Origin of the sequence: Pseudomonas sp. 8Z (assembly GCF_902506535.1) — a bacterium.
In the GTDB taxonomy this organism is placed as follows: domain Bacteria; phylum Pseudomonadota; class Gammaproteobacteria; order Pseudomonadales; family Pseudomonadaceae; genus Aquipseudomonas.
Genome location: NZ_LR733827.1, coordinates 107,904 through 134,061, shown reverse-complemented (window position 1 = coordinate 134,061; position 26,158 = coordinate 107,904). Strand labels below are relative to the sequence as shown.

Genomic DNA, 26,158 nt, shown 5'->3' with positions numbered 1-26,158 from the left:
GTGATTCAGCCGCCAAGGCCTGGCTCAAACACAGCTCAAAACCTCGCTGATACCACCTGCCGAATAGCCACGCACCAAGTTATGGCCTTTTTTGTCCCATTGGTCAGAAAACAGTGCATCAGAGGCGCTAAACACCCCTCTCAATACAAGCGCATCTAATTGATTTGCAACGTATCTGCACAATAACGAGAATTGGCGCCGTTTTTGCTCTGGCAGCACCAGCCTGACTATACGGACAGGTTCATAACCATAAAGCACGACACCCATCAGGAGCTCCGATGAATCGCAAACTTTCCACCCTGATCCTCGCCAGCGGCCTACTTGCGGGTGCCCAGGCCAATGCTGACGATCTACTGCAGTGGCAGAACAATAGCCTCACCTACCTCTACGGCCACGATTTCAAGGTTGACCCGGAAATCCAACAGACCATCACCTTCGAGCACGCCAGCGGCTGGAGCTTTGGTGACCTGTTCTTCTTTACCGACGTGATCAAATTCAACACCGACGCGCAAAACGGTAATGGCGATGGCCACACTTACTACGGCGAATTCAGCCCACGTCTGTCGTTCGGCAAAATCACCGGTGCTGACCTGTCCTTCGGACCGATCAAAGACGTACTGATCTCCGCCACCTACGAGTTCGGCGAGAAAGACGTCGATGCATTCCTGATCGGCCCGGCAGTCGACCTGGACATCCCCGGTTTCGACTACTTCCAGCTCAACACCTACCTGCGCAAGCCAGGCAGCAGCCGCCCAGGCAAGAACGTCTGGCAGATCACCCCGGTATGGAGCTACACCCTGCCTGTGGGCGAGTCGGACATTGTTATCGACGGTTTCATGGACTGGGTCGTCGATAACGACGAGAACCGCCGCGGCGAATACCAGGCCAACCTGCACTTCAACCCGCAGATCAAGTACGACCTGGGCAAGGCGCTGAAGTGGGGCGAGAAACAGCTCTACGTCGGCATCGAATACGATTATTGGAAGAACAAGTACGGCATCAAGGATGGCGGCGCCGTCAGCGAATTCGTAGGCCCGACCGACCAGAACACCGCCAGCCTGCTGGTCAAAGTGCACTTCTGATCCCCGCCGCGCCGCTCTTCACAGCGGCGCGCGCCTAACCCAGGTCGCCGAAAATTGCGACCTTCGGCCGATGCCACCGCCCCATCTAACGTGCTTAGCTCTCGGCTATCCCAGACTTTTATCGAGGATGGACGATGCCTGCTCGCACACTGTTATTGACCGCACTCGCCATGCTGGCATTCGCGGGCAACTCCCTGCTCTGCCGCCTGGCACTGCGTGAAACCGAGATCGATGCCGCCAGCTTTACTGCCATGCGCCTAACCGCAGGGGCGCTGATGCTGGCCTTGCTGTTACGCCTGCGCAGCGGCGCACGCCCCATGGCCGGCAACTGGCCCGGCGCTCTAGCACTATTTGTCTACGCAGCGGCGTTCTCCTTCGCCTACTTGCACCTGGATACCGGTATTGGCGCCCTACTGCTGTTCGGCGCTGTGCAATTGAGCATGCTGCTTTGGGGCCTCTGCCACGGGGAGCGCCTACCGGCCTTGGCCAGTATCGGCACAGTGATGGCCTGCGCCGGACTTATGGCTCTGCTATTGCCAGGCGCCAGTGCGCCGCCATTGCCCCCTGCTCTGCTGATGCTGTTAGCTGGCATAGCCTGGGGCGCCTACTCACTGCTCGGTCGCGGCCAGGGGGACCCACTGGCGGTAACCGCCGGCAACTTTCTGCGCGCGACCCCGCTGGGCCTGCTGCTGGTTCTGCCCTTTTTCGCGCAGTTGCAATGGGATGTGCCGGGCCTGTTCTATGCCCTGCTTTCTGGCGCGCTCACCTCGGGTATCGGTTACGCCATCTGGTACAGCGCCTTACCGAGCCTACGCGCCAGCCAAGCCGCTACGGTTCAGCTCAGCGTGCCCATTCTCGCGGCACTGGCTGGCAGCTTGGTGCTGGATGAAACACTGAGCCTGCGCCTGCTGCTTAGCGCGGTTGCCGTGCTCGGTGGCATTGCGCTGGTGCTCAGTAGCCGTCAGCCACACGTGAAAAAGTGAGCAAAAAGCCAATACAGCGGTCTGCTGTGCTGACCCCTTATCGACAGGTGACTTCCGTGCCTCATCTGCTGCGCCTTACCCTGATCACGCTACTGGCCCTCGGCATTACAGGCTGCGCCAGCCTGACCAACCAGGATCCACTGCGCGTCGATCTCGTCGGGCTGGAGCCCTTGCCCGGCCAGGAACTGGAGATGCGCTTCGCGGTAAAACTGCGCGTGCAAAACCCCAATGACCAGGCCGTAGAGTTCAACGGTGTGGCGCTGGATCTGGATATCAACGGCCAGCCACTGGCCAGTGGCGTGAGCGACCAGCAAGGCAGCATTGCACGTTTTGGCGAAACGCTAATCACCGTGCCGCTGAGCATTTCGGCATTTTCCGCCGTGCGTCAGGCCTGGGGCGCGGCGAACTACCAACCGGGCCAGGGCCTGCCCTACACAATCCAGGGCAAGCTGGCTGGCGGCCTGTTCGGCACGCACCGCTTTCGCGACAGCGGCACCCTGACCTGGCCGGAGCAGGTCAATCCATACTGACGACAGACGCATCTTTGCCCTACGCCAGCATGACTGCCTGATAACCGTCAAAACCTCGCCATGCAGCCCTTAACCTTGAGCGGACAGCCAAGGGTAAACCCCTATATACTATGCGGTTTCTAACCATCACCGAGGATCCCCCTTGAGCACCTTGCCACCCTGCCCCAAATGCAACTCCGAATACACCTACGAAGATGGCGAGCAACTGGTTTGCCCGGAATGCGCTCACGAGTGGAAGGCTGGTGAAGCCGGCGCAAGCGATGATGACACGCGCGTGATCAAGGACTCGGTCGGCAACCTGCTGCAGGACGGCGACACCATCACCGTGATCAAGGATCTGAAGGTCAAGGGCTCCTCGCTGGTGGTCAAGGTTGGCACCAAGGTCAAGAACATCCGCCTGGTCGACGGCGACCACGATATCGACTGCAAGATCGACGGTATCGGCGCGATGAAACTCAAGTCCGAGTTCGTCCGCAAGGTCTGACCTCACGCAAGCGCCGCGTCTGCGGCGCTTCCCTTCGGGATATCTACTGCACCGGCAGGAAATTCAGCAGAAACAGACTCTGCGCATAATTGGCGCCCATACGCCGGTAGCGCTCTTCCAGCACGTGAGTGAGCAGATCGAGGCGCGCAACCATCTTGCCGAACTCCACGGCGTAGCTGAGGTTGCTGGTTCGTTCGGACACTTCGTTGGACAGCAGCAAGGGCTGGCCACTGGCGTCACGACGCTGGCCCAGCATCCAGGCAGCCTTCTCCAGATTACGCGCGGCGTTGTAAATGAACTGCGCATTGAAGCTGTCGGTCAGGTAGAACTCGGTATGCCCACCGTGCGCCGTCACCAACATGCTGCCGATGGCGTAGGTAAAAGCGGCGACGCGATCACCATGAAATGCCGGGCTCAGGGCGTAATCCAGTGCGGCCACGTCACGCCGCCCGCCGAGGGTCGGCCAGTCTTGGTTGTGCTCGATTGCGTACTGAATCTGTCGCTCGATACCCACGCTGTCGATCTGGGCATTCTTACGCCACTCGCGCGGGTTACGCTGGTAAAGCTTGTGCATCAGACGATACAGGCTGTTGAGATTGTTGCGCATGGCCAACGTCGCCATGCGGTCAACATCGGTCTGCAGCAGTTCGCCTGCTTGAACCGGGTTACGCGTGTTGATGATCGAATCGTTATCCAGGCGGCCACTGCAACCGGCAAGCAGCCACAGCAATATCAGCACCGGTAGCAGTCGCTGCCAGCGTGCGGATAGGGGTGTCCTGTTTCGCTCTGAACGCATCGCGCCAATCCCTGCAGCTTCGATACCGCCAATAGGCAGCATCGTTCTGATACCCAGTAAAGCGCAAAATTCCCTTACCCGAGCACTGCAGTGCCAATCCTGTACATAGCGCACCTTTACCCAAGACTTACACTGCCACGGCTAACGAAGCTGAACGGATACTGTCTGAGTCATCAAGCGGGAACCTTCCGCTTCCACAGGAGATACCCAACATGCACTCGCGCATTCCTCTCATCACCGGCCTGGTGCTCAGTCTGGCGCTGGTCGGCCAGAACAGCGCCCAGGCGTCTGGCCGCAGCGATGCCGCCATCGCCGGCGTGGTGGCAGGTGCGGTCATCGGCGGCGTGATTGCCTCCAGTCGCCCGGCCCCCGTCTACCAGGCACCACCGCCTCCAACCGTGGTGTACTACCCGCAGCAGCCGGTGTATTACTCCGCGCCGCCGGTGTACTACTCACCGCCACCACCACCGGCCTACTACTACCCTCCCGCTACCGTAGTGGTTACGCCCGGCTACCGCCCCTACCCACCACCGCCACGCTACCACCACGGCGGCTGGCGGCATGACGGTCGCTGGTAAGCCATAAAACGAAAAGCCCGTATTCTCGGATACGGGCTTTTCTTATGCAGATAACGCCAGTTCAGCGCCTTACACCGCCACAGGCGCTCGCTCGCACAGCGTCTTCAGAGCAGCGGCCCATTGCGGGTGGTCGTTCAGGCATGGCACCAGTTGCAAGCTCTCGCCCCCGGCCTCGACGAACTGCTCGCGGCCACGGTCGCCGATTTCCTCCAGCGTCTCGATGCAGTCGGCGACGAACGCCGGGCACATCACCAGCAGCTTCTTCACCCCCTGCGCGGCCAGCTCGTCCAGGCGATTCTCGGTGTAGGGCTCGATCCACTTGTCACGCCCCAGGCGCGACTGGAAGCTCACCGACCATTGCCCGGTCTGCAAGCCCATGCGCTCGGCGAACAGCTCGGCGCTGCGCAGACACTGGGCGCGATAACACTTGGCCAACACCTCTGGCGACGCCGTACGGCAGCAATCCGGCCCTTTCAGGCAGTGGCCGGTGGCGTCGAGCTTGCGCAGGTGGCGTTCCGGCAGACCATGGAAACTCAGCAGCAGGTGATCGAAGCCCTGCTCCAGATACGGCTTGGCGCTGGCGACCAGAGCATCGAGGTACTCAGGTTGTTCGAAGAACGGCGGCAGGATGGAAAAGCGCATGTCCAGGCCATGCTCACGCACCACTCGCTTGGCTTCTTCGATCACCGTCGTGGTGGTGCTGTCGGCGAACTGCGGGTAAAGCGGCGCCAGGGTGACTTCGCGGATGCCCTGCCCGGCCATACGCAGCAGGGTCGATTCGATGGACGGCTGCCCATAGCGCATGGCCAATTCAACCGGGCCGCGCGTCCAATGCGCTTTCATCGCCTCCTGCAGGCGGCGGCTGAGCACGATCAAGGGCGAGCCGTCCTCCCACCAGATCGAGGCATAGGCGTGGGCCGAGGCCGCCGGGCGCTTAATCAAGATCAGCGACACCAGCAGACGGCGCAGCGGCCAGGGCAGATCCACCACATACGGATCCATCAGAAACTGATTGAGGTAACGCCGCACATCGGCCACCTCGGTAGACGCCGGGGAGCCCAGGTTAACCAGCAGCAGTGCGTGATCGGTCATGCGAAATCCTAGTCGGTAACGTCAGTGGGCGAGCAGGTCTGTCAGCGCCACATCAAGATGGGTAAAACGAAAACTGAAGTCGGCATCGAGCACACGGCTCGGCAAGGCACGTTGCCCGCCCAAGAGCAGCCCAGCCATTTCCCCCAATGCGGCACGCAACACGACGGCAGGTGCAGGCAGGAAAGTCGGACGGCTCAGGGCCTGACCAAGTGCACGGGTAAATTCGGCGTTGCGCACCGGCAATGGCGCGCAGGCATTATAAGGACCGTGCGCGTCGCCTTGCTGCAAGAGAAAATCGATCAACTCGATTTGGTCAGCAATATGAATCCAGGGCATCCATTGCTGGCCATTACCCAGGCGCCCACCCAGGCCGAAGCGGAACGGCGTCAGCATGCGCGCCAACAAACCACCATCAGCCGCCAGCACCAGACCGGTGCGCAGTAGCACAACACGCATGCCAAACGCCTGCGCACGCATGGCCGCCACCTCCCAGGCGGCGCAGAGCCGTGCGGCGAAATCACGGCCCTGTGGCGGTATGTCTTCGCGCAGTTCACAGTCACCACCGTCGCCGTACCAGCCCACCGCTGAGCCAGACAACAGCAGCGCCGGACGTTGCTCGCGCTGCTCCAGCCAAGTGACGAGCTGCTCGGTAAGCGTGACGCGACTGGCCCACAACAGCGCCTTGCGCTTGTCCGTCCAGGGGCGATCGGCAATCGGGGCGCCAGCCAGGTTGACCACTGCATCGAGCGGCTCGCTGTCGAGCTCCTCAAGGCGTGCAATGCCGCGCACCGTAGGGCCACACAAGCTCGCTACCTTGGCTGGATCGCGGCTCCACACCGTCAGACGGTGCCCTTTGTCAGCCCAATTGGCGCACAAGGCACGGCCAATCAGCCCTGTGCCGCCGGTCAACAGGATATGCATGGCATCCTCCTCGCATGGCAATTGATCAGCGCGTTTACACACTCTGGCAGGTTGAAAAGCCGGGCGTCTTTATTCATTGCCGGGTTTGACCTAAACCTTATAGAGAAGCGCTCGAAGCAATACTGTACATCAAAACATTCTTGTACAGGTTTTGTCTAAAACGTAGCCTGTAAAGCATTCAGCGCTGAAGAGGTAAGCATGAACGCATCTATCGCCATCATCGGCACCGGCCTGGCCGGGCTGTCCGCCGCCCAGGTTCTCAGTGCGGCAGGCCACGAGGTTCAACTGTTCGATAAGAGTCGCGGCAGCGGCGGACGGATGGCCAGCAAGCGCAGCGATGTCGGCAGCCTCGACCTGGGCGCGCAGTATTTCACCGCGCGTGATCGGCGCTTCGTCGAGGTAGTTCAGCAATGGCAAGCACGCGGCTGGGTCGCCGAATGGACGCCCAGCCTCTACAACAGCCAGGTCGGCCAGCTCAGCCCATCGCCGGATGAACAGGTGCGTTGGGTCGGTAGCCCACGCATGAGCGCTATCACCCGCGCCCTGCTCGGCGGCTTGCCGGTACACTTTTCCTGCCGCATCACCGAAGTTTTCCGTGGCGATCAATACTGGACACTGCTCGACGCCGAAGGCGAGAGCCATGGCCCGTTCAGTCACGTACTGGTCGCCACGCCAGCGCCACAGGCCAGCGCCCTACTGGCCGCCGCCCCCAAACTGGCAGGCGCGGCCGCTAGCGTGCTGATGGAGCCGACCTGGGCTGTTGCCCTGGCCTTCGACACCCCGCTCGATACCCGCGTCGAAGGCTGCTTCGTGCAGGACAGCGCCCTCGATTGGCTGGCGCGTGACCGCAGCAAGCCGGGCCGCGACCACTCGCACGACACCTGGGTCTTGCACGCCACCAGCGCCTGGAGCCGCCAGCATTTGGATCTACCCAAGGAAGCGGTAATCGAACATCTGCATGGCGCCTTCGCCGAAATGATCGGCTGCGCCGTACCGCCACCGAGCTTTACCCTCGCCCACCGCTGGCTGTACGCGCGCCCGGCACAAGCGCATCAATGGGGCGCCCTGGCCGATGCCGACCTGGGCTTGTATGCGTGCGGCGATTGGTGCCTGTCCGGTCGCGTCGAGGGCGCCTGGCTCAGCGGCCAGGATGCCGCACGCCGCCTGATCGAACACCTGGCATGAGCAACCTCGCCAAGCGTCGCCTCAATCCACGCAAACTGCTGCTCTCGAAGTGGACAGCCAGCCGCCCACAGAACCGCGAACGCCACTTCCTGGTGACCAAGCTGCTGCGTGACGAACAGGAACAAATCGTTGCCGTGGAACTGCAGGCCGTATTGACCGGGCGCAACGAACAGATCGACTGGCGCCTGCTTCTGGACAGCGAGCGCTGGCAGCAGGGCTGGCGCTGATTGCGCCTCACAGAAAGCAATACAAAAGCTATACAAGAAACTTGTGCATGTACAAGTTCATGCCTATGATCCCCTCATAGTTGTACAAAGTCGCCACCGAGTACAGGTTCAGAGGGGGTTAGTGATGCAAGCGATCAAGCCCAGCCTAGGCATCAGCGCCTGCCTGATGGGGGACGAGGTCCGCTACAACGGCGGCCATAAGCTTTCGCAGTTATGCAGCCGCGAGCTGACCCAGCACTTCGACTTCATCAAAGTCTGCCCCGAAGTCGGCATTGGCATGAGCACACCACGCGAGCCCATTCGCCTGGTGGGCGATCCGCAGGCACCGCGCGCAGTGGGAACGGTGGATCGCTCGCGCGACGTGACCGAGGCGCTGGCCAGCTACGGCGAACGTATTGCCGATGAGCTGCAAACAATCAGCGGCTACATTTTTATGCAGCAGTCGCCGTCCTGCGGCCTGTTTCGCGTCAAGGTCTATCAGGACGGCGGGCGCCCAAGCGAGCCGGGGCGCGGCATCTTCGCTGCGCACTTCTGCGCGCGCCATCCTGATCTGCCGGTCGAGGAAGCCGGTCGCCTGATGGATCCTGTGTTGCGCGAGAACTTCATCACCCGCGTTTACGCCTACGCCCAATGGCAGCAATTGCTTGCCAGCGGGCTGACCCGCCGGGCGCTGATCGCCTACCACTCGCGCTACAAGTACCTGCTGATGGCCACCGACCCGGCGCGTTACAAGTCCTTGGGCCGCCTGCTCGGCGACCTCGCTCAGCACGACCTGGCAAGCCTGGCGCCGCGCTACTTCAGCGAGCTGATGAGCGCACTGCGCAAATGCGCCACACGCGGCACCCACAGCAATGTCCTGCAGCACCTGAGCGGCTATCTCAAACGCGCCCTGAGCGCCGATGAAAAACAGGAAATGCAGCAACTGATTGGCCAGTACCGCGCCGGCATCGTGCCGCTGGTAGTGCCGATGACCCTACTCAAGCACCACTTCCGCCGCCACCCGGATCGCTACATCGCCGAGCAGGCGTATCTGCAGCCGCACCCGGAACCGCTCAGCCTGCGCAACGCATTGTGACAACATGACCAGCACTGACATCATCGCTGACGAAGAGGTCGGCACCGATTACCGGCAAGCCCTCGACGAAGGTTATCTGCCGATTCGCGAAGTGGCGCGCAGCACCGGCATCAACGCCGTGACCCTGCGTGCCTGGGAGCGCCGCTACGGCCTGATCGTGCCCTACCGCACCCCCAAGGGGCACCGTCTTTACTCGCCCGCCAACCTCGAACGCATCCACGCCATCCTCTCCTGGCTGGCACGCGGCGTGGCTGTCGGCCAGGTCAAGGCGCTGCTCGACCATGGCCAAGAACCGCAACCGCCCAGTACGGACAACTGGTCACGCCTGCGCAACGAGCTGCTGACTTGCATCGTCCAACTCGACGAACGCCACCTGGACGAACGCTTCAATGCATCCCTGGCGCTGTACCCGGTGGCCACTCTGGTCGAGCAACTGCTCTGGCCACTGCTCGGCGATCTGCGCCAGCGTTGGCAGGGCCAGTTCGGCGCGCGTGCCGAGCAGGTGTTTTTTTTCTCCTGGCTGCGCAGCAAGCTGGCTACGCGGATCTACCACGGCAACCGCCAGAGCACAGGCGCCCCGCTGTTGCTGATCAATCTCGGCGAGGCGCCGATGGAGCCCGGTTTGTGGCTAAGTGCCTGGCTGGCCAGCGCGGGCGAATGTCCGGTCGAGGTATTCGACTGGCCACTACCCCCGAATGAACTCCTGGCTGCACTAGAACAGATCGCACCGCGAGCCGTGCTGCTGTACGCCGAACAGGCGCTAGACAGCACGCTGGTACGCCGCCATTTGCCGCGCCTGGCCGAACAGAGCCCAGTACCGCTGCTGATCGCAGGGCCCGCTGCCCATATTCACCGTGACGCCCTGATCGACCTGCAATCAGCCATTGATCCTTTGGCTGCACATGCCTGGTTGATGGATCAGGGCCTACTCTGCCTACAGGAGGTAAGCCCATGCGCCGATTGATGTGGTTTCGCAGCGACCTACGCAGCCTGGACAACACCGCACTGAGCCAGGCCATGCGCGCCGGCCCGACCCTGGCGCTGTACCTGATCACCCCGCAGCAATGGCAACGCCACGACGACGCACCGAGCAAGGTCGATTTCTGGCTGCGCAACCTGCTTGAGCTAAGCAAAACCCTGGCATCACTCAACGTGCCGCTACTGGTGCGCCACTGCGCTGACTGGCAAGAGGCACCTGCAGTCATTGCCGAGGTCTGCCATCAGCATGACGTCTGCGCGGTTTATGCCAACGAAGAATACGGCGTCAACGAAAGCCGCCGTGACCACACCGTGGCCGCCTACCTGGCTCAGCAAGCCATCACCTGGCACGCACACCTCGACCAGTTGTTCTTCAAACCCGGCAGTGTGCTGACGCGCAGCGGCGGTTACTTTCAGGTTTACAGCCAGTTCCGCCGGGTCTGTTACGAGCGGCTGCATGCGGCACTGCCTACAACCATCGCACCACCGGCAGCGCAGGCACCACTGCGTATCGACAGCGACCCACTGCCAAGCAGCGTGGACGGTTTTGCGCGGCCCAGCGAGGCGCTGCGCAGCCTCTGGCCTGCTGGCGAGCAGATGGCTCTGCAGCGCCTGGCACGCTTTGCCGACGAGCAAGTCGCCGACTATCAGGACGCACGCGATTTCCCCGCCAAGCCCGGCACCAGCCAATTGTCGCCGTACCTGGCCGCTGGCGTGCTGTCGCCCCGCCAGTGCCTGCATGCGGCGCTGGCCGCCAACGGCGGCGAGTTCGACAGCGGCAACCCCGGCGTCGTTACCTGGATCAACGAACTGCTCTGGCGCGAGTTCTACAAACACATCCTGGTCGGCTACCCGCGCGTGTCGATGCACCGCGCCTTCCGCCTGGATACCGAGGCTGTACCCTGGCGCCATGCCCCCGAAGAGCTGGCCGCCTGGCAGGAAGGCCGCACCGGCCTGCCGATCATCGACGCCGCCATGCGCCAACTGCGTGACACCGGCTGGATGCACAACCGCCTGCGCATGATCGTCGCCATGTTCCTGACCAAGAACCTGCTGATCGACTGGCGCGAAGGCGAGCGTTTCTTCATGCGTCACCTGATCGACGGTGACCTGGCGGCGAACAATGGTGGCTGGCAGTGGAGTGCCTCCACCGGCACCGACGCCGCGCCTTACTTCCGCATCTTCAACCCGATCAGCCAGTCGCAGAAGTTCGACCCCGAGGGACGCTTCATCCGCCAATGGGTGCCGGAACTGGTGGCACTGAACAAGCGCGACATTCATGACCCGTCAGCCGTCGGCGGCCTGTTCGCGCCGGCGGGCTATCCACGCCCGATCGTCGATCTGTCGCGCTCACGCGAACGCGCTCTGGCGGCCTTCAAGAATCTGGCCGGCAGCGCAGAGGCTCTGGCATGAGCAACTTTCTCCGCCAGTTCGGCGAGCGTTTCGCAACGCTGAACAAGGACAACCTCGACCTGCTCGGCGAGCTGTACAGCGACGATGTGCAGTTTCGCGATCCGCTGCACGAGGTGCATGGCCTGAGCGCCGTGCGACGCTATTTCGCCGAGCTGTACGCCAACGTCGAGGCCCTGCAATTTGAGTTTCACGGTTTCGATCAAGTGGCCGAAGGTGAAGGCTACCTGCGCTGGAGCATGCGCTACCGCCATCCGCGCCTGCGCGGCGGGACCGAGATCGCCGTCGAGGGCTGCTCGCACCTGCGCTGGCGCGACAAGGTCTACCAACACCGCGATTACTTCGACGCTGGGGCATTGCTCTACGAACACCTGCCGCTTCTTGGCGGGGTCATCGGTTGGCTGAAACGGAGGTTGGCATGAAACGCATCTGGCTCACCGGCGCCAGCAGCGGCATCGGCGCGGCGCTGGCCGAAGAGCTGCTGAGCGCAGGCCATCGCCTCGCACTCAGCGCCCGCAGCGTCGAGCCCCTGCACGCACTGGCCGAGCGCTATGGCGAGCAGGTGTTGGTCGTGCCTGGCGACCTCACCGATGCCAAACAGGTACACACCATCGGCCAGCACATCGAGCAGGCCTGGGGCGCGCTGGACTGCGTGATTCTCAATGCCGGCACCTGCGAGTACGTCGAGGTGAGCCAGTTCGAGGCGGCGATGATCGAGCGCGTGGTAAGCGCCAACCTGTTCTCCGCCAGCCGCTGTATCGAGGTGGCGCTGCCCTTGCTGCGCAAGGGTCAGCGCCCGCACCTGGTCGGTGTCGGCAGCTCGGTGACCTACCTGCCGTTGCCGCGCTCCGAGGCCTACGGCGCCTCCAAGGCCGCCCTGCGCTACCTGCTGCAGAGCCTGCGCGTTGACCTGGCTGGCGAAGGCATCGACGTCTCCCTGGTCAGCCCCGGTTTCGTCGACACGCCACTGACACAGAAGAACGACTTCCCCATGCCCATGCGCTGGCCGGTGCAGCGCGCCGCACGGTACATCGCCGAGCGTCTGGACAAACGCCCGCACGAAATTGCCTTCCCCACGCCCTTCATCGCCGTGCTGAAACTGCTCGGCAGCCTGCCCAGCCGTCTGCAACTGGCCATCGGCCGCCGCCTGGCGCGTAACGAGGAAACACCATGAAAATCGCCATCGTCGGCAGCGGTATCGCCGGCCTGACCTGCGCCTACCTGCTCAACCGCCACCACGACATCCAAGTGTTCGAGGCCAGCAATTGGATCGGCGGCCACACCCATACCGTCGATGTCGAGATCAATGGCCGCACCTACGCCATCGACACCGGTTTCATCGTCTTCAACGACTGGACCTACCCCAACTTCATCCGCCTGCTGAACGAACTGGGCGTGCCTTTCAAGCCGACCGAGATGAGCTTCTCGGTCAGCGATCCGGTGAGCGGTACGGAATACAACGGCCACGACCTCAACACCCTGTTCGCCCAGCGCAGCAACCTGGTATCGCCTGCATTCTGGGGCATGGTGCGCGACATCCTGCGCTTCAACCGCAGCGCCTTGAACGACCTCGACCAGGGCCGTATCGCCGCCGACATGACGCTCGGCGACTACCTCACCCGCAACGGCTACGGCAAACGCTTCATCGACCACTACATCGTGCCCATGGGCGCGGCGATCTGGTCGATGTCGCTGGTCGACATGCTCGCCTTCCCGTTGCAATTTTTCGTGCGTTTCTTCAAGAACCACGGCCTGCTGTCGGTGAGCAATCGCCCGCAGTGGCACGTGGTCGAAGGGGGCTCGCGCAGCTACGTGGCGCCGCTGACCGCCAGCTTCGCCGAACGCATCCGCCTCAATTGCCCGGTGCTGCGCGTCGAGCGCGACGCCGAGGGCGTGACCCTACACAGCGCCGCTGGCAGTGAGCGTTTCGACAAGGTGGTGTTCGCCTGCCACAGCGACCAGGCCCTGGCTTTGCTGGCCGAGCCGACGCCGCTCGAACGCGAGATCCTCGGCGCCCTGCCCTACGCCAACAACGACGTGGTGCTGCACACCGACACCCGCCTGCTGCCCAAGCGCCCTCTGGCCTGGGCCAGTTGGAACTACCGCCTGGGCGGCCCCAGCGCACATCCGGCGGCGGTCACCTACGACATGAACATCCTGCAGGGCATCGAGGGCGACACCACCTTCTGCGTCAGCCTCAACCAAACCGCGGCCATCGCCCCGAACAAGATCCTTGGTCGCTTCCAGTACGCCCACCCGCAATACAGCCTGGCCGGTATCGCCGCGCAGGCGCGCTGGCAGGAACTGCTCGCCGCACCGCACAGCTACTACTGCGGCGCCTACTGGGCCAACGGCTTCCACGAAGACGGCGTGGTCAGCGCGCTGCGCGTGGCGCGCGAGCTGGGAGAAAGCTGGTGATCAGCGCCCTGTACAGCGGCTGGGTGCAGCATCGGCGCTTCACCCCGCGCGCCCATGCCTTTCGCTACCGCATGGGCCTGCTGTATCTGGATCTGAGCGAACAGGCGCAACTGTTCGCCCTGACACGCCTGGCCGGTGCCAGCCGCTGGGCGCCCTTCGCCTTCCGCGAAACCGATTACCTGCCCGAAGCCACGCGCCAAGGCACGCCGCTGCACGAGGCCGTGCGCGAGCGCGTGCAAGAGGCCCTCGGTATCCGCCCCGAGGGCCGCATCTGTGTGCTGACACAGCCGCGCAGTTGGGGCCTGGCGTTCAACCCGGTGAGCATCTTCTACTGCCACGACGCCGAACAACAGCTGATGGCCGTGCTCTGTGAAGTCAGCAACACGCCCTGGCATGAGCGCTATCACTATGTGCTGCCCGCCAATGGTGACGAGCGCCTGCAGGTCTGCGTGGACAAAGCCTTCCATGTCTCGCCGTTTTTGCCGCGCGAGCTGCAGTACCGCATGAGCCTCAGCCCAGTGGGCGAGCGCCTGGGCGTACACATGGCCGACTGGCAAGGCGAAAGCAAAGTGTTCGACGCCAGCCTGTCGCTGCACCGCCAATCGCTAACCCGCGCCAGCCTGCACCGTTACCTGCTCAGTTTTCCCTGGATGACCGGCAAGACCCTGCTGGCCATCTATTGGCAGGCCTTGCGCCTGTTGCTCAAACGCATCCCGATTTTCGACCACAGCCCAGCGCAAGGCAGCTTGCGCGTCGCTCGCCCGCTAGCGAAGGACATGCCTCATGAAAAGCTCTAGCCTGAACTCCGCGAAAACCCTGGTGCGCAGTGGCAACGGCATCGGTGCCGGGCTGCTGCGCCGCGCCGTGCTGCGCCAGTTGCAGAACTTGCAGCATGGCTTGCTGATCATCCACGAGGCTGGCGACAGCCTGCACTTCGGCGATCCGCAGGCACGCCTGCGTGCCGAGATTCAGGTGCACGACCCAGCCGTCTGGGGACTGGTGGCCGGCAATGGCTCGATTGGCTCCGGCGAGGCCTATATCCACGGTTACTGGAGCACCCCGGATCTGACCGCAGTAATCCGCATCTTCGTCGCCAACCTCGACGTGCTCGACGCCATGGAAGGTGGCCTGGCGCGCCTTGGCCGCCCGCTGATCCAGGGCCTGCACTGGATCAATCGCAATACTCGCAGCGGCTCGCGGCGGAACATCGCCGCGCACTACGACCTGGGCAACGACCTGTTCGAGCAGTTCCTCGACCCGACCATGATGTATTCGGCGGCGATGTTCCGCCGTAACGACGACAGCCTCATGCAGGCCCAGCTACATAAGCTCGAACGCATCTGCCAGAAACTCGACCTCAAACCCAGCGACCACCTGCTGGAGATCGGCACCGGCTGGGGCAGCATGGCCATTCACGCCGCCACACACTTCGGCTGCCGGGTGACCACCACCACGCTGTCACGCGAGCAATACGCCCATACCGAGCGGCGCATCCGCGAGCTGGGCCTGCAAGACCGCGTCACCCTGCTACTGGAGGATTACCGCGATCTGACCGGCCAGTACGACAAGCTGGTGTCCATCGAGATGATCGAAGCCGTCGGTCACCGCTTTCTGCCCACCTACTTCGAACAGTGCTCGCGCTTGCTCAAACCCGACGGCCTGATGCTGCTGCAAGCCATCACCATCCGCGACCAGCGCTACGAACAGGCACGGCGCAGTGTCGATTTCATCCAGCGCTACATCTTCCCCGGCGGCGCGCTGCCATCGGTGCACAAGATGCTGGAAGTGGTCAGCCGCCATACCGACCTCAACCTGCATCACATGGAAGACTTCGGCCTGCACTACGCACGCACCCTACGCCTGTGGCACGAAAATCTGCGCCGTGCTCGGCACAAGCTGGAGCAACTGGGCTACGACGATTACTTCTACCGGCTGTGGGAGTTCTACCTGTGCTATTGCGAGGGGGGCTTTCTCGAACGCACCATTGGCACCGCCCAACTGCTGCTGGCCAAACCGGCGGCGCGCCCTGCTCCTCTATTAGGAAACCTAAATGCCTAAACTGATCGCCAACGCCCTCCTGTTCCAGCTTGCTTGGCTGGCCTGCGTGTTGGGTGGCGACGGCCCCTGGCTGCTGGTCGCTGGGCTAGCGTTGGCGGTGCATCTGTTGTGGGTCAGCAGTTGGGCTGCGCAAGGCAAACTGCTGCTCAGCGTCTTTCTGGTCGGCAGTGCGCTGGATAGCTTTCTGCTCAACCTCGGCGTATTCGATTTCGGCGAACCACGCCAACTGATTCCACTGTGGCTGGCCCTGCTCTGGCCACTGCTGGCCACCACCCTCAACCACTGCCTGGCGTGGACGGCCAAGCCCTGGTGGCGCGCCAGCTTGCTCGGCGCCATCGGCGCGCCGCTGTCTTACTACGCGGGCGCGCAACTCGCCGGTGTCAACCTGCCACTGGGCAGCGGGCCAACATTGGCCCTGCTGGCCGTGATCTGGGCGGCGGTGATGCCCGTATTGCACGGCTTCGCCAGGCTTTATCAGGCGCAGTACGAGCAGCGCCTGCGTAGCCGCCAGTCGGCTTAAAGAACGGGCATGCCAACCCAAACCCCGCGTACCGATTGCATCGCGTACACTGCCGCGCCATGAGCCAGACCATCCCCCATACCCAACTGCCAGATCATCCCGAAATCAGTTGCAGCACCTGTGCAGCTTGCTGCTGCCAACTGGAAGTGATGCTCTTTGGCGAGACCGGCATCCCCCAACGCTTTATCGACACCGACCAGTGGGGTGGCGAGGTGATGCGTCGCCTGGACGACAACTGGTGCGCTGCACTGGACCGCGACAGCATGCGCTGCACCATCTACGAGGTGCGCCCGCTGATCTGCCGGGAATTCGAGCTGGGCGCCAGCGAGTGCCTGGAGGAACGTCGTGGCATTGCCCTGGCCTATCAATAACACTGCCGCCACGCCTAGCAGGGGCGCACCAATGAAAAAGACCGGGGCTTGTCTAATGCCGATCAGATAAGGCTTGCCACTGTAGGAGCGAATTTATTCGCGATAGGGTTTGGCTCCGTGCCTGACCACGATCGCGAATAAATTCGCTCCTACACGATTGAGAACCTGGGAAACCAAGCCCCATATGGACGCTTAAATGACTGACATTAGGGACTTGCCCGGTCTTTTACATTCAGAAGCTCATACGGTAATGCACCGTGTAGGCTTCGACGCCGTCGTTAGGCTGCGCGATACCGGCATTGGAGTAGTGAATGGCGCGCAGGCCGATTTCCTGACCGGAAAAACGCAGGCCGACGCCCAGGCGATCCTCGAACTGGAAGGACGAGCCCAGGTCGTTGCTTTCCAGCTCGGTGCTGGAGAAGGCCGCCACACCGATACCAGCCTCGATATAAGGACGCACACTCTGTCCGGCGAACTCGTAGACGAATACCGGCGCGAACGACAGGCTGTGGTTGCTCGCGGTCTTGTCACCGTCCCAGTAGGTGTAACCCAGATCCCAGTAGCCGGTCAGGCGACCGACGCTGCTCTGCATCCAGCTTTTGTCCCAGTCCCATTGCGCGCCCAGTCGATAGACCATGGTGGAATCACCCGTCTGGCCGATAGCAGCGGTAACGTCAGCCGCTTGCGCTGCACCGCTCACCCCGAGCGAGAAGGCCGCTAAGGCAGCCAAGGCACACAATTTTTTCATGCACTCATTCCTTATGATGAAACGTGATTGGTCAGGTTCTGCACAACCTATAGAAGCCATAAGCGTCAGGCAAAGAAAAATCTACAAAATTTAGTTAAAAAACGCGACTTCGCCATCATCCTCCAGCAAGATCGGTAAAACCTTGCGCAGCCTTTCAGGCTCGCCGCTGCTCCAGTAGCACGTCGGCCGCGCCGGGCCGACGCCCTGCACGTCGTGCTGCTGCAACAGACGTTGCAGTTGCCGCGCCACCGCGGCTCCAGTATCCACCAAGCTCACGCTTGCAGGCACCAGCGCGCTTAACAACGGACGCAGGAAGGGATAGTGCGTACAGCCCAGAATCAACGTGTCACAGCCCTCAGCCAACAGCGGCGCCACATAGCTCTGTAATAACTCACGGGTCGCCGGGGCTTGCAGCTCGCCCGCCTCGATGCACTCGACCAGCCCAGGGCAGGGCTGGGTAATCACCCGCACATCACTGGCGAAACGGTCGAGCAAGGCGGCGAAGCGGGCACTCTTGAGCGTACCTGTGGTGGCCAGCACACCGACTACGCCCGTACGCGTAGCGGCCGCTGCCGGTTTTACCGCTGGCTCCATACCGACGATAGGCAAGTTCGGATAACGCTCGCGCAACTCGGCGGCAGCCGCTGCCGTGGCCGTGTTGCAGGCCAGCACCAAGGCTTTGGCCCCCTGCGCCAGCAGGTGCTCGGTGATCCGCACACAGCGTTCGCGGATGTACTCCGGGCTCTTCTCGCCGTAGGGCACGTGGCCGCTGTCGGCGACGTAGAGCAGTGACTCGTTCGGCAGCAACTGGCGAATCTCGCGCAATACCGATAGCCCGCCGACACCGGAATCAAAGATGCCAACGGGCGCTTGCGACTGACTCATTTCAAACCGCCCTCGCCTGAACGCCCACCGCAGACCTCGCAGGCCGGATCGCGCTTGACCCGCAGCTCGCGGAAGCGGCTGCCCAGCGCATCGATCAACAGCAGGCGCCCCACCAGCGGCTCGCCGAATCCGGCCAATAGTTTGAGCGCTTCCAACGCCTGCAGACTGCCGACCAGCCCCACCAGCGGGCCGACCACGCCAGCCTCGCTGCAAGTCAGCTCGGCTTCGCTGCCATGGCCGTAGAGGCAGTGGTAGCAGGGACTGGCATCGTTGCGCGGGTCGAACACCGACAGTTGGCCTTCCAGGCGAATCGCCGCGCCGGATACCAGCGGCTTGCCCGCCTTAAAGCAGGCAGCGTTGACCGCCTCACGGGTGGTGAAGTTGTCCGAGCAGTCCAGCACCAGATCGACGGCGCTCACTGCAGCAGCCAGCGAATCGACATCCAGCGCCTGGCGATGCGGTACCAAGCTGATCTGCGGGTTGATCGCAGCCAGGCGCGCCATGGCCGAATCCACCTTGGTCTGGCCGATGCTGGCGGTATCGTGGACGATCTGCCGCTGCAGGTTGGTCAGATCCACCGTATCGAAGTCGGCCAGGTGCAGCTCGCCGACGCCGGCAGCCGCCAGATACAGCACCACGGGCGAACCCAGGCCGCCGAGCCCAACGATCAGCACACGCCCCTGCTTCAGGCGCAGTTGCCCCTCGACATCGATCTGTTTCAGCAGGATCTGCCGGCTGTAACGCAGCAGTTCGTCATCGTTCAACATCGCGTCACTCATGCTCGAAACGTCCCAGGCTGATACGTTCATGGCCACCCAGATCACGGCGGCTGTGCACCTCGACGAAACCACCGGCGCCCAGCAATTCGCGCACCGCCTCGGCCTGATCGAAGCCATGCTCCAACAGCAGCCAACCGCCTGCCAGCAAATGCGCTGGCGCAACCTGGATGATCGCGCGGATATCGTCCAGCCCATCGCTGCCCGCCACTAGCGCACTGCTTGGTTCGAAACGCACGTCGCCCTGATCGAGATGCTGGTCATCGGCGCGGATATAGGGCGGATTACTCAGGATCAGGCCATAGCGCTGCCCGGCCAGGGCGGAGAACCAGTGGCTGTGCAGGAAGCGGGCATTGTCCAGTTGCAGACGCTGGCGATTGCGCTCGGCCAGGGCCACGGCGTCCTCGACGCGATCCACGCCGGTCACCTGCCAGGCCGGGCGCTCACTGGCCAGGGCCAGGGCGATGGCGCCCGTGCCGGTGCCCAGATCCAGCGCGCTCAGCGGCGTGGCAGGCAGCAGTGCGAGCGCGGATTCCACCAGCAGTTCGGTGTCCGGGCGCGGGATCAGGGTATGCGGCGCCACTTCCAGATCCAGGCTCCAGAAGCCCTGGTGGCCGAGGATATAGGCCACCGGTTCGCCCTGGCGGCGACGCTCTAGATGCGCCTGGAAGCGCACCAGTTGCTCGCCCTCCAGCTCACGCTCCGGCCAGGTACGCAGGTAGCTGCGAGGCTTGCCCAGGGCATCGGCGAGCAGCAGCTCGGCGTCCAGCCGTGGCGTGGGCGAGTCGGGCAGGTCGGCGCTGTTGAGCAAAGATTCGATGGTGGCCATATTTCTCTCGTAGCCCGGATGCAATCCGGGAAGTACGTCCCCGGACTGCATCCGGGCTACGGTTCTTGAGCGGCGCAGGGTGGATCACGCTGCATCGATCCACCGAACAGCATGGTGGATGAAAAGGCGTCATCCAACCTACGGCGCCGCAGCCGCTTTTAGTCCCCCAGCGCCGCCAACTGGTCGGCCTGGTATTCGGCCAGCAAAGGTTCGATCACCGCTTCCACACCGCCGGCTATTACTTCGCTGAGCGAATACAGGGTCAGGTTGATGCGATGGTCGGTCACCCGGCCCTGCGGAAAGTTGTAGGTGCGAATGCGCTCGGAGCGGTCGCCAGAGCCGACCAGCAGTTTACGCGTGTCGGAAATTTCCTTGTGCGCCGCCGCTTCCTGCTGATCCTGCAGCTTGGCCGCCAGCCAGGCCATGGCCTTGGCGCGGTTCTTGTGCTGCGAGCGTTCCTCCTGACATTCCACTACGGTGCCGGTGGGAATGTGGGTAATACGAATCGCCGAGTCGGTGGTGTTGACGTGCTGACCGCCAGCACCCGAGCTGCGGTAGGTGTCGACGCGCAAATCAGCCGGGTTGATCTCGATGGCCGCCTGCTCATCCGGCTCCGGCAATACCGCCACGGTGCAGGCGGAAGTGTGGATACGGCCCTGGGATTCGGTTTCCGGCACACGCTGTACACGGTGCGCGCCGGACTCGAACTTGAGCTTGGCGTAGACGTTGTCACCCTCGACGCGGGCGATCACCTCCTTGAAGCCACCGTGCTCACCCTCGTTGGCCGACAGCACCTCGACGCGCCAGCCCTGCTTCTCGGCATAACGCGAATACATGCGAAACAGATCGCCAGAGAAGATCGCCGCCTCGTCACCGCCAGTACCGGCGCGGACTTCCAGGTAGACGTTGCGGCCATCGTTAGGGTCTTTGGGCAACAGCATGCGCTGCAGCTTGTCTTCCAGAATGGCCAGGGTCTCCTTGGCCTGATCCACTTCCAGCTCGGCCATCTCGCGCAGATCCGGGTCGCTGTCCTTGAGCAGCGCCTGGGCGCCTTCGAGGTCGCCCTGCACCTTGCGCAACTCACGGAAGGTGGCGATCACCGGCTCGATTTCGGCGTATTCCTTGGAATAGGCGCGGAACTGGCTCTGCTTGGCGATCACCTCGGCATCACCCAATAGCGCCGTGAGTTCCTCGAAGCGATCGCTGAGGTTGTCCAGCTTGTTCAACAGTGAAGCTTTCATTGCGGACCTTTAGACGGCGACTCACCCTCGTCGAGGGCGAACAATTCCTGAGCCAGGCTGAGCGCATCGAAGCGCCCTTCGGCAGTCAATTTCTTCATGCGTACGCTGGGCGCGTGCAGCAGTTTGTTGGTCAGGCCGCGCGCCAGTTGCGCCAGCACATCTTCAGCATTGGCGCCGTTGACCAGCATGCGCTGGGCCTTGGCCAGTTCCTCGTCGCGCAGACGTTCGGCCTGCTGGCGGTAAGCCTTGAGCACGTCCACCGCAGCCAGCTCGCGCAGGCGCTGCATGAAGTCATCGGTGCCAACGGCCACCAGCTCTTCGGCGGCCTGCGCCGCGCCCTGGCGACTTTTGAGGTTTTCCTCGATGACTTCGTGCAGGTCATCGACGGTGTAGAGGTAGACGTCATCCAGCTCGCCCACCTGCGGCTCGATATCGCGCGGCACGGCGATGTCGACCATGAAAATCGGCTTGTGCTTGCGCTTTTTCAGCGCGCTTTCCACCGCGCCCTTGCCAAGGATCGGCAACTGGCTGGCAGTGGAACTGATGACGATATCGCTGTGTACCAGCTCATCCGGGATATCCGCCAGCAGCACGGCATGGGCACCGAACTCTTCGGCCAGTTGGCTGGCACGCTCCAGCGTCCGGTTAGCCACCACGATGCGCTTGATGCCCTGATCATGCAGGTGGCGCGCCACCAGACTGATGGTCTCGCCAGCGCCAATCAGCAGCGCCTGGCTACGGTGCAGGTCGGCGAAAATCTGCTTGGCCAGGCTGACCGCAGCGAACGCCACCGACACCGGGTTCTCGCCGATGGCGGTATCGGTGCGTACGGTCTTGGCGGTGCTGAACGTGGCCTGGAACAGGCGCCCCAGCAGCGGGCCAACGGTGCCAGCCTCACGCGCCACGGCATAGGCGGACTTGAGCTGGCCGAGGATCTGCGGCTCGCCCAGCACCATCGAGTCCAGCCCACAGGCCACACGCATCATGTGCCGCACCGCGTCGTTATCGCTGTGCACGTAGGCGCAGGCACGCAACTCATCGAGGCTCAGGCGGTGATAATCAGCCAGCCAGGCCAGCACCTCATCGGCCTGCAGGTGCTCCTGCTCCAGATACAACTCGCTACGGTTACAGGTGGAAAGAATCGCTGCCTCACGACTCGGCGTCAGCCGGCAGAGCTGCTGCAGCGCTTCGACGAGCTGCTCAGGCGTAAAAGCAACGCGCTCGCGCACCTCTACCGAAGCGGTCTTGTGGTTGATACCGAGGGCGATGAAGGCCATGCAGGGTCGCTGAGGAGCAAATGGAAGCCCGCAATTGTCCTACTTCGCTTCGGCGAGAACAACTCCCGAAGCCTATTGTCCCAATAGACGCGTCACGAGATCACACGCCCCATGGGCTTGCCCCGAGGCTTGTGTCATGATGCCGCGACAGTCGCCAGGGCAGGGCCGCCAGAACGTGGCAGTGCCCGCCCGCCATCAAGCACGACAAGGCACTATGAATAGACCCCTCGCGTTAATCACTGCTTTCGCCTTCCTGAGCGGTTGCCAAACCTTCGCCCCCAACGAGCCGGACGGCACACCGCCAATCCAGGAAGCCGATCAGGTCGCCAAACCGGCACCGGACGAGTACGGCTCCTTCAGCGAAGACACGCTTTACTCGCTGCTCAGCGCCGAACTGGCCGGGCAGCGCAACCGTTTCGATATCGCCCTCGGCAACTACGTGCAACAGGCCCAGGCCACGCATGACCCAGGCGTTGCCGAGCGGGCCTTCCGCATCGCCGAATACCTCGGTGCCGAGCAGGCCGCGCTGGACAGCGCACTGATCTGGGCCGACGCCGCGCCGACCGACATCGACGCACAGCGTGCTGCTGCCGTGCAACTGGCGCGTGCCGGTCGCTACGACGAATCCATGACCTTCATGGAGCAGGTACTGCAACGCCAGGGCAACACCCATTTCGACTTCCTCGCCCTGTCTGCGGCGGAAACCGACCCGGATACCCGCGCCGGCCTGCTGCAGGGGTTCGATCGCCTGCTGCGCAAATACCCGGACAACAGCCAACTGCTGTTCGGCAAGGCCATCCTCCTGCAACAGGACGGCCGCGCCGAAGACGCTCTGGAGTTGCTCGAAGATCAGCCTGCCAGCGCCCGCGAAGTCTCCCCGCTACTGCTGCGCGCACGCCTGCTGCAAAGCCTCGGACGCGGCGAAGAGGCCCTGCCACTGCTGGAAAAAGGTATTCGTCAGAACCCAGAAGACAAGCGCCTGCGCCTAACCTACGCGCGCCTGCTGGTCGAGCACGATCGCCTGGACGACGCCAAGGGCGAGTTCTCCAAGCTGGTGCAGGAAAACCCCAACGACGACGACCTGCGCTTCTCCCTGGCGCTGGTGTGCCTGGAAGCCGAAGCCTGGGAAGAGGCCATCGTCTACCTGGACGAATTGGTCGAGCGTCGCAGCCACGTTGACGCCGCCCACTACAACCTGGGCCGCGCCTATGAAGAACTGAAAGACAACGACAGCGCCCTGCTCGAATACGCCCAGGTCGGCCCCGGCAACGAGTTTCTCCCCGCGCAACAACGCCAGACCGAACTACTGGTGCGCGCAGGCCGCTACGCAGAAGCTTCGCAACGCCTGGCCAAGGCGCGCGACGCCCAGCCCGACTACGCCATCCAGCTCTATCTGCTGGAAGCCGAGGCATTGAGCAACAACGGCCAGGTCGACGCGGCCTGGGCAACCATCAACCAGGGTCTGGAACAGTTCCCGGACGAACTCAACCTGCTCTACACCCGCGCCATGCTGGCGGAAAAACGCGACGATCTGGCGCAACTGGAAACCGACCTGCGCTTCATCCTCGAACGCGAGCCGGAACACGCCATGGCCCTCAATGCCCTGGGCTACACCCTGGCCGACCGCACCACGCGCTACGCCGAGGCCCGCGAGCTGATCGAACGCGCCCACCAGCTCAACCCGGACGACCCCGCCATCCTCGATAGCCTGGGCTGGGTCAATTACCGCATGGGCAACCTCGACGAGGCCGAACGCCTGCTGAGTCAGGCCCTAGAGAAATTCCCCGACCACGAAGTCGCCGCCCACCTCGGCGAAGTGCTTTGGGCGCAGGGCAAGCAAGACGACGCCAAGCGCGTCTGGCGCGCAGCGCTACAAGGCAATCCCGACAGTCCCATTTTGCGTAGCACTGTGCTGCGCCTGACCGGCTCCGAGAAACTCTGATGTTCCGTCACCTGCTCGCATTCAGTCTGCTCGCCCTGCTCACCGGCTGCGCTGGCCTGACCTCGCACGAAGTTGTCGAAGGCAAGGGCAACCCCGCCCAATGGCAAGCTCACAAGCAACAGATCACCCAGCTCGACGGCTGGCAGATCAATGGCAAAATCGGCATTCGCGCCCCACGCGACTCCGGCAGCGCCACCCTGTTCTGGCTGCAGCGTCAGGACTACTACGACATCCGCCTCTCCGGCCCACTGGGTGGCGGCGCCGCGCGCCTGACCGGCCGTCCGGGCGACATCCTGCTGGAAGTGGCCAACCGTGGCCGCTACCAGGCCGAGTCACCGGAAGCCTTGCTGCGCGAGCAACTGCGCCTGGATCTCCCCGTCTCCAACCTGCTCTGGTGGATTCGCGGCCTGCCCGCACCTGAGAGCAAGAGCCGCATCACCCTAGACGGCGCCAGCCACCTGGCCCGCCTGGAGCAAGATGGCTGGCAAGTCGAATACCTCAGCTACACCGAGCAAAACGGCTATGCCCTGCCCCAGCGCATGAAACTGCACGGCCAGGATCTGGACGTCACCTTGGTGATCAAGGACTGGCAACCGCGCCAGCTAGGCCAGTAAGCCCGCACCCAACCCCGTAGGAGCGGCTGGGCGGCATTCCGTTTTAGCCGCGACAGTGTTTCAAGCAGTCGCCGCTAAAGCGCCTCCCACAGCGCCAAGAGCTACAACCGCACCAAACCCAGTGGGATGGGCTTTAGCCGCGACGCTTTTTAGACCCAAGCAGACTCAGTAGCCCGGATGAAATCCGGGAACCATCGCCACCAAGCCCCGGATTGCATCCGGGCTACGTCGTCCATGCCACCTATGACCGCCATCCCCACCCACGTCGAACTCACCCTGCCCGCCCCCGCCAAGCTCAACCTAATGCTGCATATCCTCGGCCGCCGCGACGACGGCTATCACGAACTGCAGACCCTGTTCCAATTCCTCGATCACGGCGACGAACTGGGTTTCAGCCTGCGTCAGGACGGCGAAATCCGCCTGCACACCCCCATCGAAGGTGTACCGCACGACAGCAACCTGATCGTGCGCGCCGCCAAAAGACTGCAGGAAGCCTCCGGCACCAGGCTCGGCGCCGACATCTGGCTGGATAAGCGCCTGCCCATGGGCGGCGGCATCGGTGGTGGCAGCTCAGACGCCGCCACTACCTTACTCGGCCTCGACCACCTCTGGCACACCCAACTGGGCGAGGATCGCCTGGCCGAACTGGGCCTAGCCCTCGGCGCCGACGTGCCGGTATTCGTGCGTGGCCGCGCGGCCTTCGCCGAAGGCGTGGGCGAGCGCCTGACACCCGTAGTGCTGGATGAGCCCTGGTTCCTCGTCGCAGTGCCGCAAGTCTTTGTAAGCACAGCAGAAGTTTTCTGCTCGCCCGAGTTGACACGCGATACGCCGCCCATTAAAGTTCGCAGCCTTCTTGCGGGGGGTGGTCGAAATGACTGCCAGCCGGTTGTAGAGAAGCGTTACCCAGAAGTTCGTAACGCTTTGTTCTTGCTGAACAATTTTGTTCCAGCTAGATTAACCGGCACTGGAGCTTGCGTATTTGGGAGCTTCCCAAATCGGGACGATGCTGATAAAGTCGCCCGCCAACTTCCAGGCACTCTGCCGAGCTTTGTCGCTCAAGGTCGTAACATCTCGATGTTGCACCGCAAGCTCCAAGCATTGGCCAAGAAGTGAATGCTCAGCATTCGGTTATACGATA

At 62.9% G+C, this 26,158-nt stretch carries 30 protein-coding genes; 20 read left to right on the top strand and 10 right to left on the bottom strand.

The window, feature by feature from the left end; translation table 11 throughout:
- Nucleotides 1-24: 24 nt before the first annotated feature.
- On the bottom strand, nt 25-267 hold the full coding sequence (locus AERO9A_RS13380) for a hypothetical protein (RefSeq protein ID WP_159972453.1): 243 nt from the start codon (nt 265-267) through the stop codon (nt 25-27).
- An 11-nt stretch (nt 268-278) separates the two neighbouring features.
- Here AERO9A_RS13380 and AERO9A_RS13375 point away from each other — a divergent pair, with 11 nt between their 5' ends.
- From AERO9A_RS13375 to AERO9A_RS13360, 4 genes are all read left to right on the top strand, one after another.
- Nucleotides 279-1,082, top strand: a complete 804-nt coding sequence (locus tag AERO9A_RS13375) for an outer membrane protein OmpK (protein ID WP_159972452.1) — start codon at nt 279-281, stop codon at nt 1,080-1,082.
- A 134-nt stretch (nt 1,083-1,216) separates the two neighbouring features.
- A complete protein-coding gene (locus tag AERO9A_RS13370; protein ID WP_159972451.1) occupies nt 1,217-2,065 on the top strand; it encodes a DMT family transporter in 849 nt (282 codons plus the stop codon).
- Nucleotides 2,066-2,121: 56 nt separating this feature from the next.
- Entirely contained in the window at nt 2,122-2,595 is a 474-nt protein-coding gene (locus tag AERO9A_RS13365) for an LEA type 2 family protein (protein WP_159972450.1), read from the top strand.
- 142 nt (nt 2,596-2,737) lie between these two features.
- Nucleotides 2,738-3,079: a zinc ribbon domain-containing protein YjdM gene (locus AERO9A_RS13360; RefSeq protein ID WP_159972449.1), complete on the top strand. Its 342-nt coding sequence runs from the start codon at nt 2,738-2,740 to the stop codon at nt 3,077-3,079.
- 43 nt (nt 3,080-3,122) lie between these two features.
- Here the strand turns inward: AERO9A_RS13360 and AERO9A_RS13355 are convergent, their stop codons facing one another.
- The gene (locus tag AERO9A_RS13355; RefSeq protein WP_159972448.1) at nt 3,123-3,875 is read right to left on the bottom strand and encodes a hypothetical protein; all 753 of its coding nucleotides are present in this window, start codon (nt 3,873-3,875) and stop codon (nt 3,123-3,125) included.
- 212 nt (nt 3,876-4,087) lie between these two features.
- Here AERO9A_RS13355 and AERO9A_RS13350 point away from each other — a divergent pair, with 212 nt between their 5' ends.
- On the top strand, nt 4,088-4,453 hold the full coding sequence (locus tag AERO9A_RS13350; RefSeq protein WP_159972447.1) for a hypothetical protein: 366 nt from the start codon (nt 4,088-4,090) through the stop codon (nt 4,451-4,453).
- Nucleotides 4,454-4,522: 69 nt separating this feature from the next.
- Here AERO9A_RS13350 and AERO9A_RS13345 read toward each other — a convergent pair whose 3' ends face one another.
- Nucleotides 4,523-5,545: a ferrochelatase gene (locus AERO9A_RS13345; protein WP_159972446.1), complete on the bottom strand. Its 1,023-nt coding sequence runs from the start codon at nt 5,543-5,545 to the stop codon at nt 4,523-4,525.
- A 21-nt stretch (nt 5,546-5,566) separates the two neighbouring features.
- Nucleotides 5,567-6,466: a TIGR01777 family oxidoreductase gene (locus AERO9A_RS13340; RefSeq protein ID WP_159972445.1), complete on the bottom strand. Its 900-nt coding sequence runs from the start codon at nt 6,464-6,466 to the stop codon at nt 5,567-5,569.
- A gap of 198 nt (nt 6,467-6,664) precedes the next feature.
- On the opposite strand from AERO9A_RS13340, the gene AERO9A_RS13335 reads away from it, so the two are divergent.
- From AERO9A_RS13335 to AERO9A_RS13280, 12 genes are all read left to right on the top strand, one after another.
- Nucleotides 6,665-7,651 carry an NAD(P)/FAD-dependent oxidoreductase gene (locus AERO9A_RS13335; protein ID WP_159972444.1) on the top strand — a complete coding sequence of 329 codons (987 nt, stop codon included), beginning with the start codon at nt 6,665-6,667 and terminating at the stop codon, nt 7,649-7,651.
- Nucleotides 7,648-7,878, top strand: coding sequence for a TIGR02450 family Trp-rich protein (locus AERO9A_RS13330; protein ID WP_159972443.1), 231 nt, complete (start codon nt 7,648-7,650; stop codon nt 7,876-7,878). Before AERO9A_RS13335 ends, AERO9A_RS13330 begins: the two co-directional genes overlap by 4 nt.
- 124 nt (nt 7,879-8,002) lie before the next feature.
- Entirely contained in the window at nt 8,003-8,953 is a 951-nt protein-coding gene (locus AERO9A_RS13325; protein WP_159972442.1) for a DUF523 and DUF1722 domain-containing protein, read from the top strand.
- Nucleotides 8,954-8,957: 4 nt separating this feature from the next.
- Nucleotides 8,958-9,917, top strand: coding sequence for a MerR family transcriptional regulator (locus tag AERO9A_RS13320; RefSeq protein ID WP_159972441.1), 960 nt, complete (start codon nt 8,958-8,960; stop codon nt 9,915-9,917).
- A complete protein-coding gene (gene phrB, locus AERO9A_RS13315; protein WP_159972440.1) occupies nt 9,905-11,344 on the top strand; it encodes a deoxyribodipyrimidine photo-lyase in 1,440 nt (479 codons plus the stop codon). Before AERO9A_RS13320 ends, phrB begins: the two co-directional genes overlap by 13 nt.
- Nucleotides 11,341-11,763 (top strand): nuclear transport factor 2 family protein, encoded by a 423-nt coding sequence (locus AERO9A_RS13310; RefSeq protein ID WP_159972439.1) that lies wholly within the window; start codon nt 11,341-11,343, stop codon nt 11,761-11,763. Before phrB ends, AERO9A_RS13310 begins: the two co-directional genes overlap by 4 nt.
- Nucleotides 11,760-12,515 carry an SDR family oxidoreductase gene (locus AERO9A_RS13305; protein WP_159972438.1) on the top strand — a complete coding sequence of 252 codons (756 nt, stop codon included), beginning with the start codon at nt 11,760-11,762 and terminating at the stop codon, nt 12,513-12,515. Before AERO9A_RS13310 ends, AERO9A_RS13305 begins: the two co-directional genes overlap by 4 nt.
- Nucleotides 12,512-13,759 (top strand): NAD(P)/FAD-dependent oxidoreductase, encoded by a 1,248-nt coding sequence (locus AERO9A_RS13300; protein ID WP_159972437.1) that lies wholly within the window; start codon nt 12,512-12,514, stop codon nt 13,757-13,759. Before AERO9A_RS13305 ends, AERO9A_RS13300 begins: the two co-directional genes overlap by 4 nt.
- Nucleotides 13,756-14,556 (top strand): DUF1365 domain-containing protein, encoded by an 801-nt coding sequence (locus tag AERO9A_RS13295; protein ID WP_159972436.1) that lies wholly within the window; start codon nt 13,756-13,758, stop codon nt 14,554-14,556. The genes AERO9A_RS13300 and AERO9A_RS13295 overlap by 4 nt, the downstream gene beginning before the upstream one ends.
- On the top strand, nt 14,543-15,817 hold the full coding sequence (locus AERO9A_RS13290; RefSeq protein ID WP_159972435.1) for a cyclopropane-fatty-acyl-phospholipid synthase family protein: 1,275 nt from the start codon (nt 14,543-14,545) through the stop codon (nt 15,815-15,817). Before AERO9A_RS13295 ends, AERO9A_RS13290 begins: the two co-directional genes overlap by 14 nt.
- Nucleotides 15,810-16,337 (top strand): DUF2878 domain-containing protein, encoded by a 528-nt coding sequence (locus tag AERO9A_RS13285; protein ID WP_159972434.1) that lies wholly within the window; start codon nt 15,810-15,812, stop codon nt 16,335-16,337. The genes AERO9A_RS13290 and AERO9A_RS13285 overlap by 8 nt, the downstream gene beginning before the upstream one ends.
- 59 nt (nt 16,338-16,396) lie before the next feature.
- A complete protein-coding gene (locus AERO9A_RS13280; protein ID WP_159972433.1) occupies nt 16,397-16,708 on the top strand; it encodes a YkgJ family cysteine cluster protein in 312 nt (103 codons plus the stop codon).
- A 232-nt stretch (nt 16,709-16,940) separates the two neighbouring features.
- On the opposite strand, the gene AERO9A_RS13275 is transcribed toward AERO9A_RS13280, so the two are convergent.
- The 6 genes from AERO9A_RS13275 to hemA all read right to left on the bottom strand — a co-directional run bounded on the left by AERO9A_RS13275 (nt 16,941) and on the right by hemA (nt 22,464).
- A complete protein-coding gene (locus tag AERO9A_RS13275) occupies nt 16,941-17,456 on the bottom strand; it encodes an acyloxyacyl hydrolase (protein WP_159972432.1) in 516 nt (171 codons plus the stop codon).
- Between the two features lie 90 nt (nt 17,457-17,546).
- Nucleotides 17,547-18,341, bottom strand: a complete 795-nt coding sequence (gene murI / locus AERO9A_RS13270; protein WP_159972431.1) for a glutamate racemase — start codon at nt 18,339-18,341, stop codon at nt 17,547-17,549.
- Nucleotides 18,338-19,108, bottom strand: coding sequence for a molybdopterin-synthase adenylyltransferase MoeB (locus tag AERO9A_RS13265; RefSeq protein WP_159974049.1), 771 nt, complete (start codon nt 19,106-19,108; stop codon nt 18,338-18,340). The genes murI and AERO9A_RS13265 overlap by 4 nt, the downstream gene beginning before the upstream one ends.
- Nucleotides 19,109-19,112: 4 nt before the next feature.
- The gene (prmC, locus tag AERO9A_RS13260) at nt 19,113-19,946 is read right to left on the bottom strand and encodes a peptide chain release factor N(5)-glutamine methyltransferase (RefSeq protein WP_159972430.1); all 834 of its coding nucleotides are present in this window, start codon (nt 19,944-19,946) and stop codon (nt 19,113-19,115) included.
- Between the two features lie 158 nt (nt 19,947-20,104).
- Nucleotides 20,105-21,187 (bottom strand): peptide chain release factor 1, encoded by a 1,083-nt coding sequence (gene prfA, locus AERO9A_RS13255; RefSeq protein WP_159972429.1) that lies wholly within the window; start codon nt 21,185-21,187, stop codon nt 20,105-20,107.
- The gene (gene hemA / locus AERO9A_RS13250) at nt 21,184-22,464 is read right to left on the bottom strand and encodes a glutamyl-tRNA reductase (RefSeq protein ID WP_159972428.1); all 1,281 of its coding nucleotides are present in this window, start codon (nt 22,462-22,464) and stop codon (nt 21,184-21,186) included. The genes prfA and hemA overlap by 4 nt, the downstream gene beginning before the upstream one ends.
- 214 nt (nt 22,465-22,678) lie before the next feature.
- Between hemA and AERO9A_RS13245 the strand changes: the two genes are divergently transcribed.
- From AERO9A_RS13245 to ispE, 3 genes are all read left to right on the top strand, one after another.
- Nucleotides 22,679-24,406 carry a tetratricopeptide repeat protein gene (locus AERO9A_RS13245; RefSeq protein ID WP_159972427.1) on the top strand — a complete coding sequence of 576 codons (1,728 nt, stop codon included), beginning with the start codon at nt 22,679-22,681 and terminating at the stop codon, nt 24,404-24,406.
- Entirely contained in the window at nt 24,406-25,020 is a 615-nt protein-coding gene (gene lolB, locus AERO9A_RS13240; protein ID WP_178111139.1) for a lipoprotein insertase outer membrane protein LolB, read from the top strand. Before AERO9A_RS13245 ends, lolB begins: the two co-directional genes overlap by 1 nt.
- Before the next feature lie 243 nt (nt 25,021-25,263).
- Nucleotides 25,264-26,133 carry a 4-(cytidine 5'-diphospho)-2-C-methyl-D-erythritol kinase gene (gene ispE, locus AERO9A_RS13235; protein WP_159974047.1) on the top strand — a complete coding sequence of 290 codons (870 nt, stop codon included), beginning with the start codon at nt 25,264-25,266 and terminating at the stop codon, nt 26,131-26,133.
- Nucleotides 26,134-26,158: the final 25 nt, after the last annotated feature.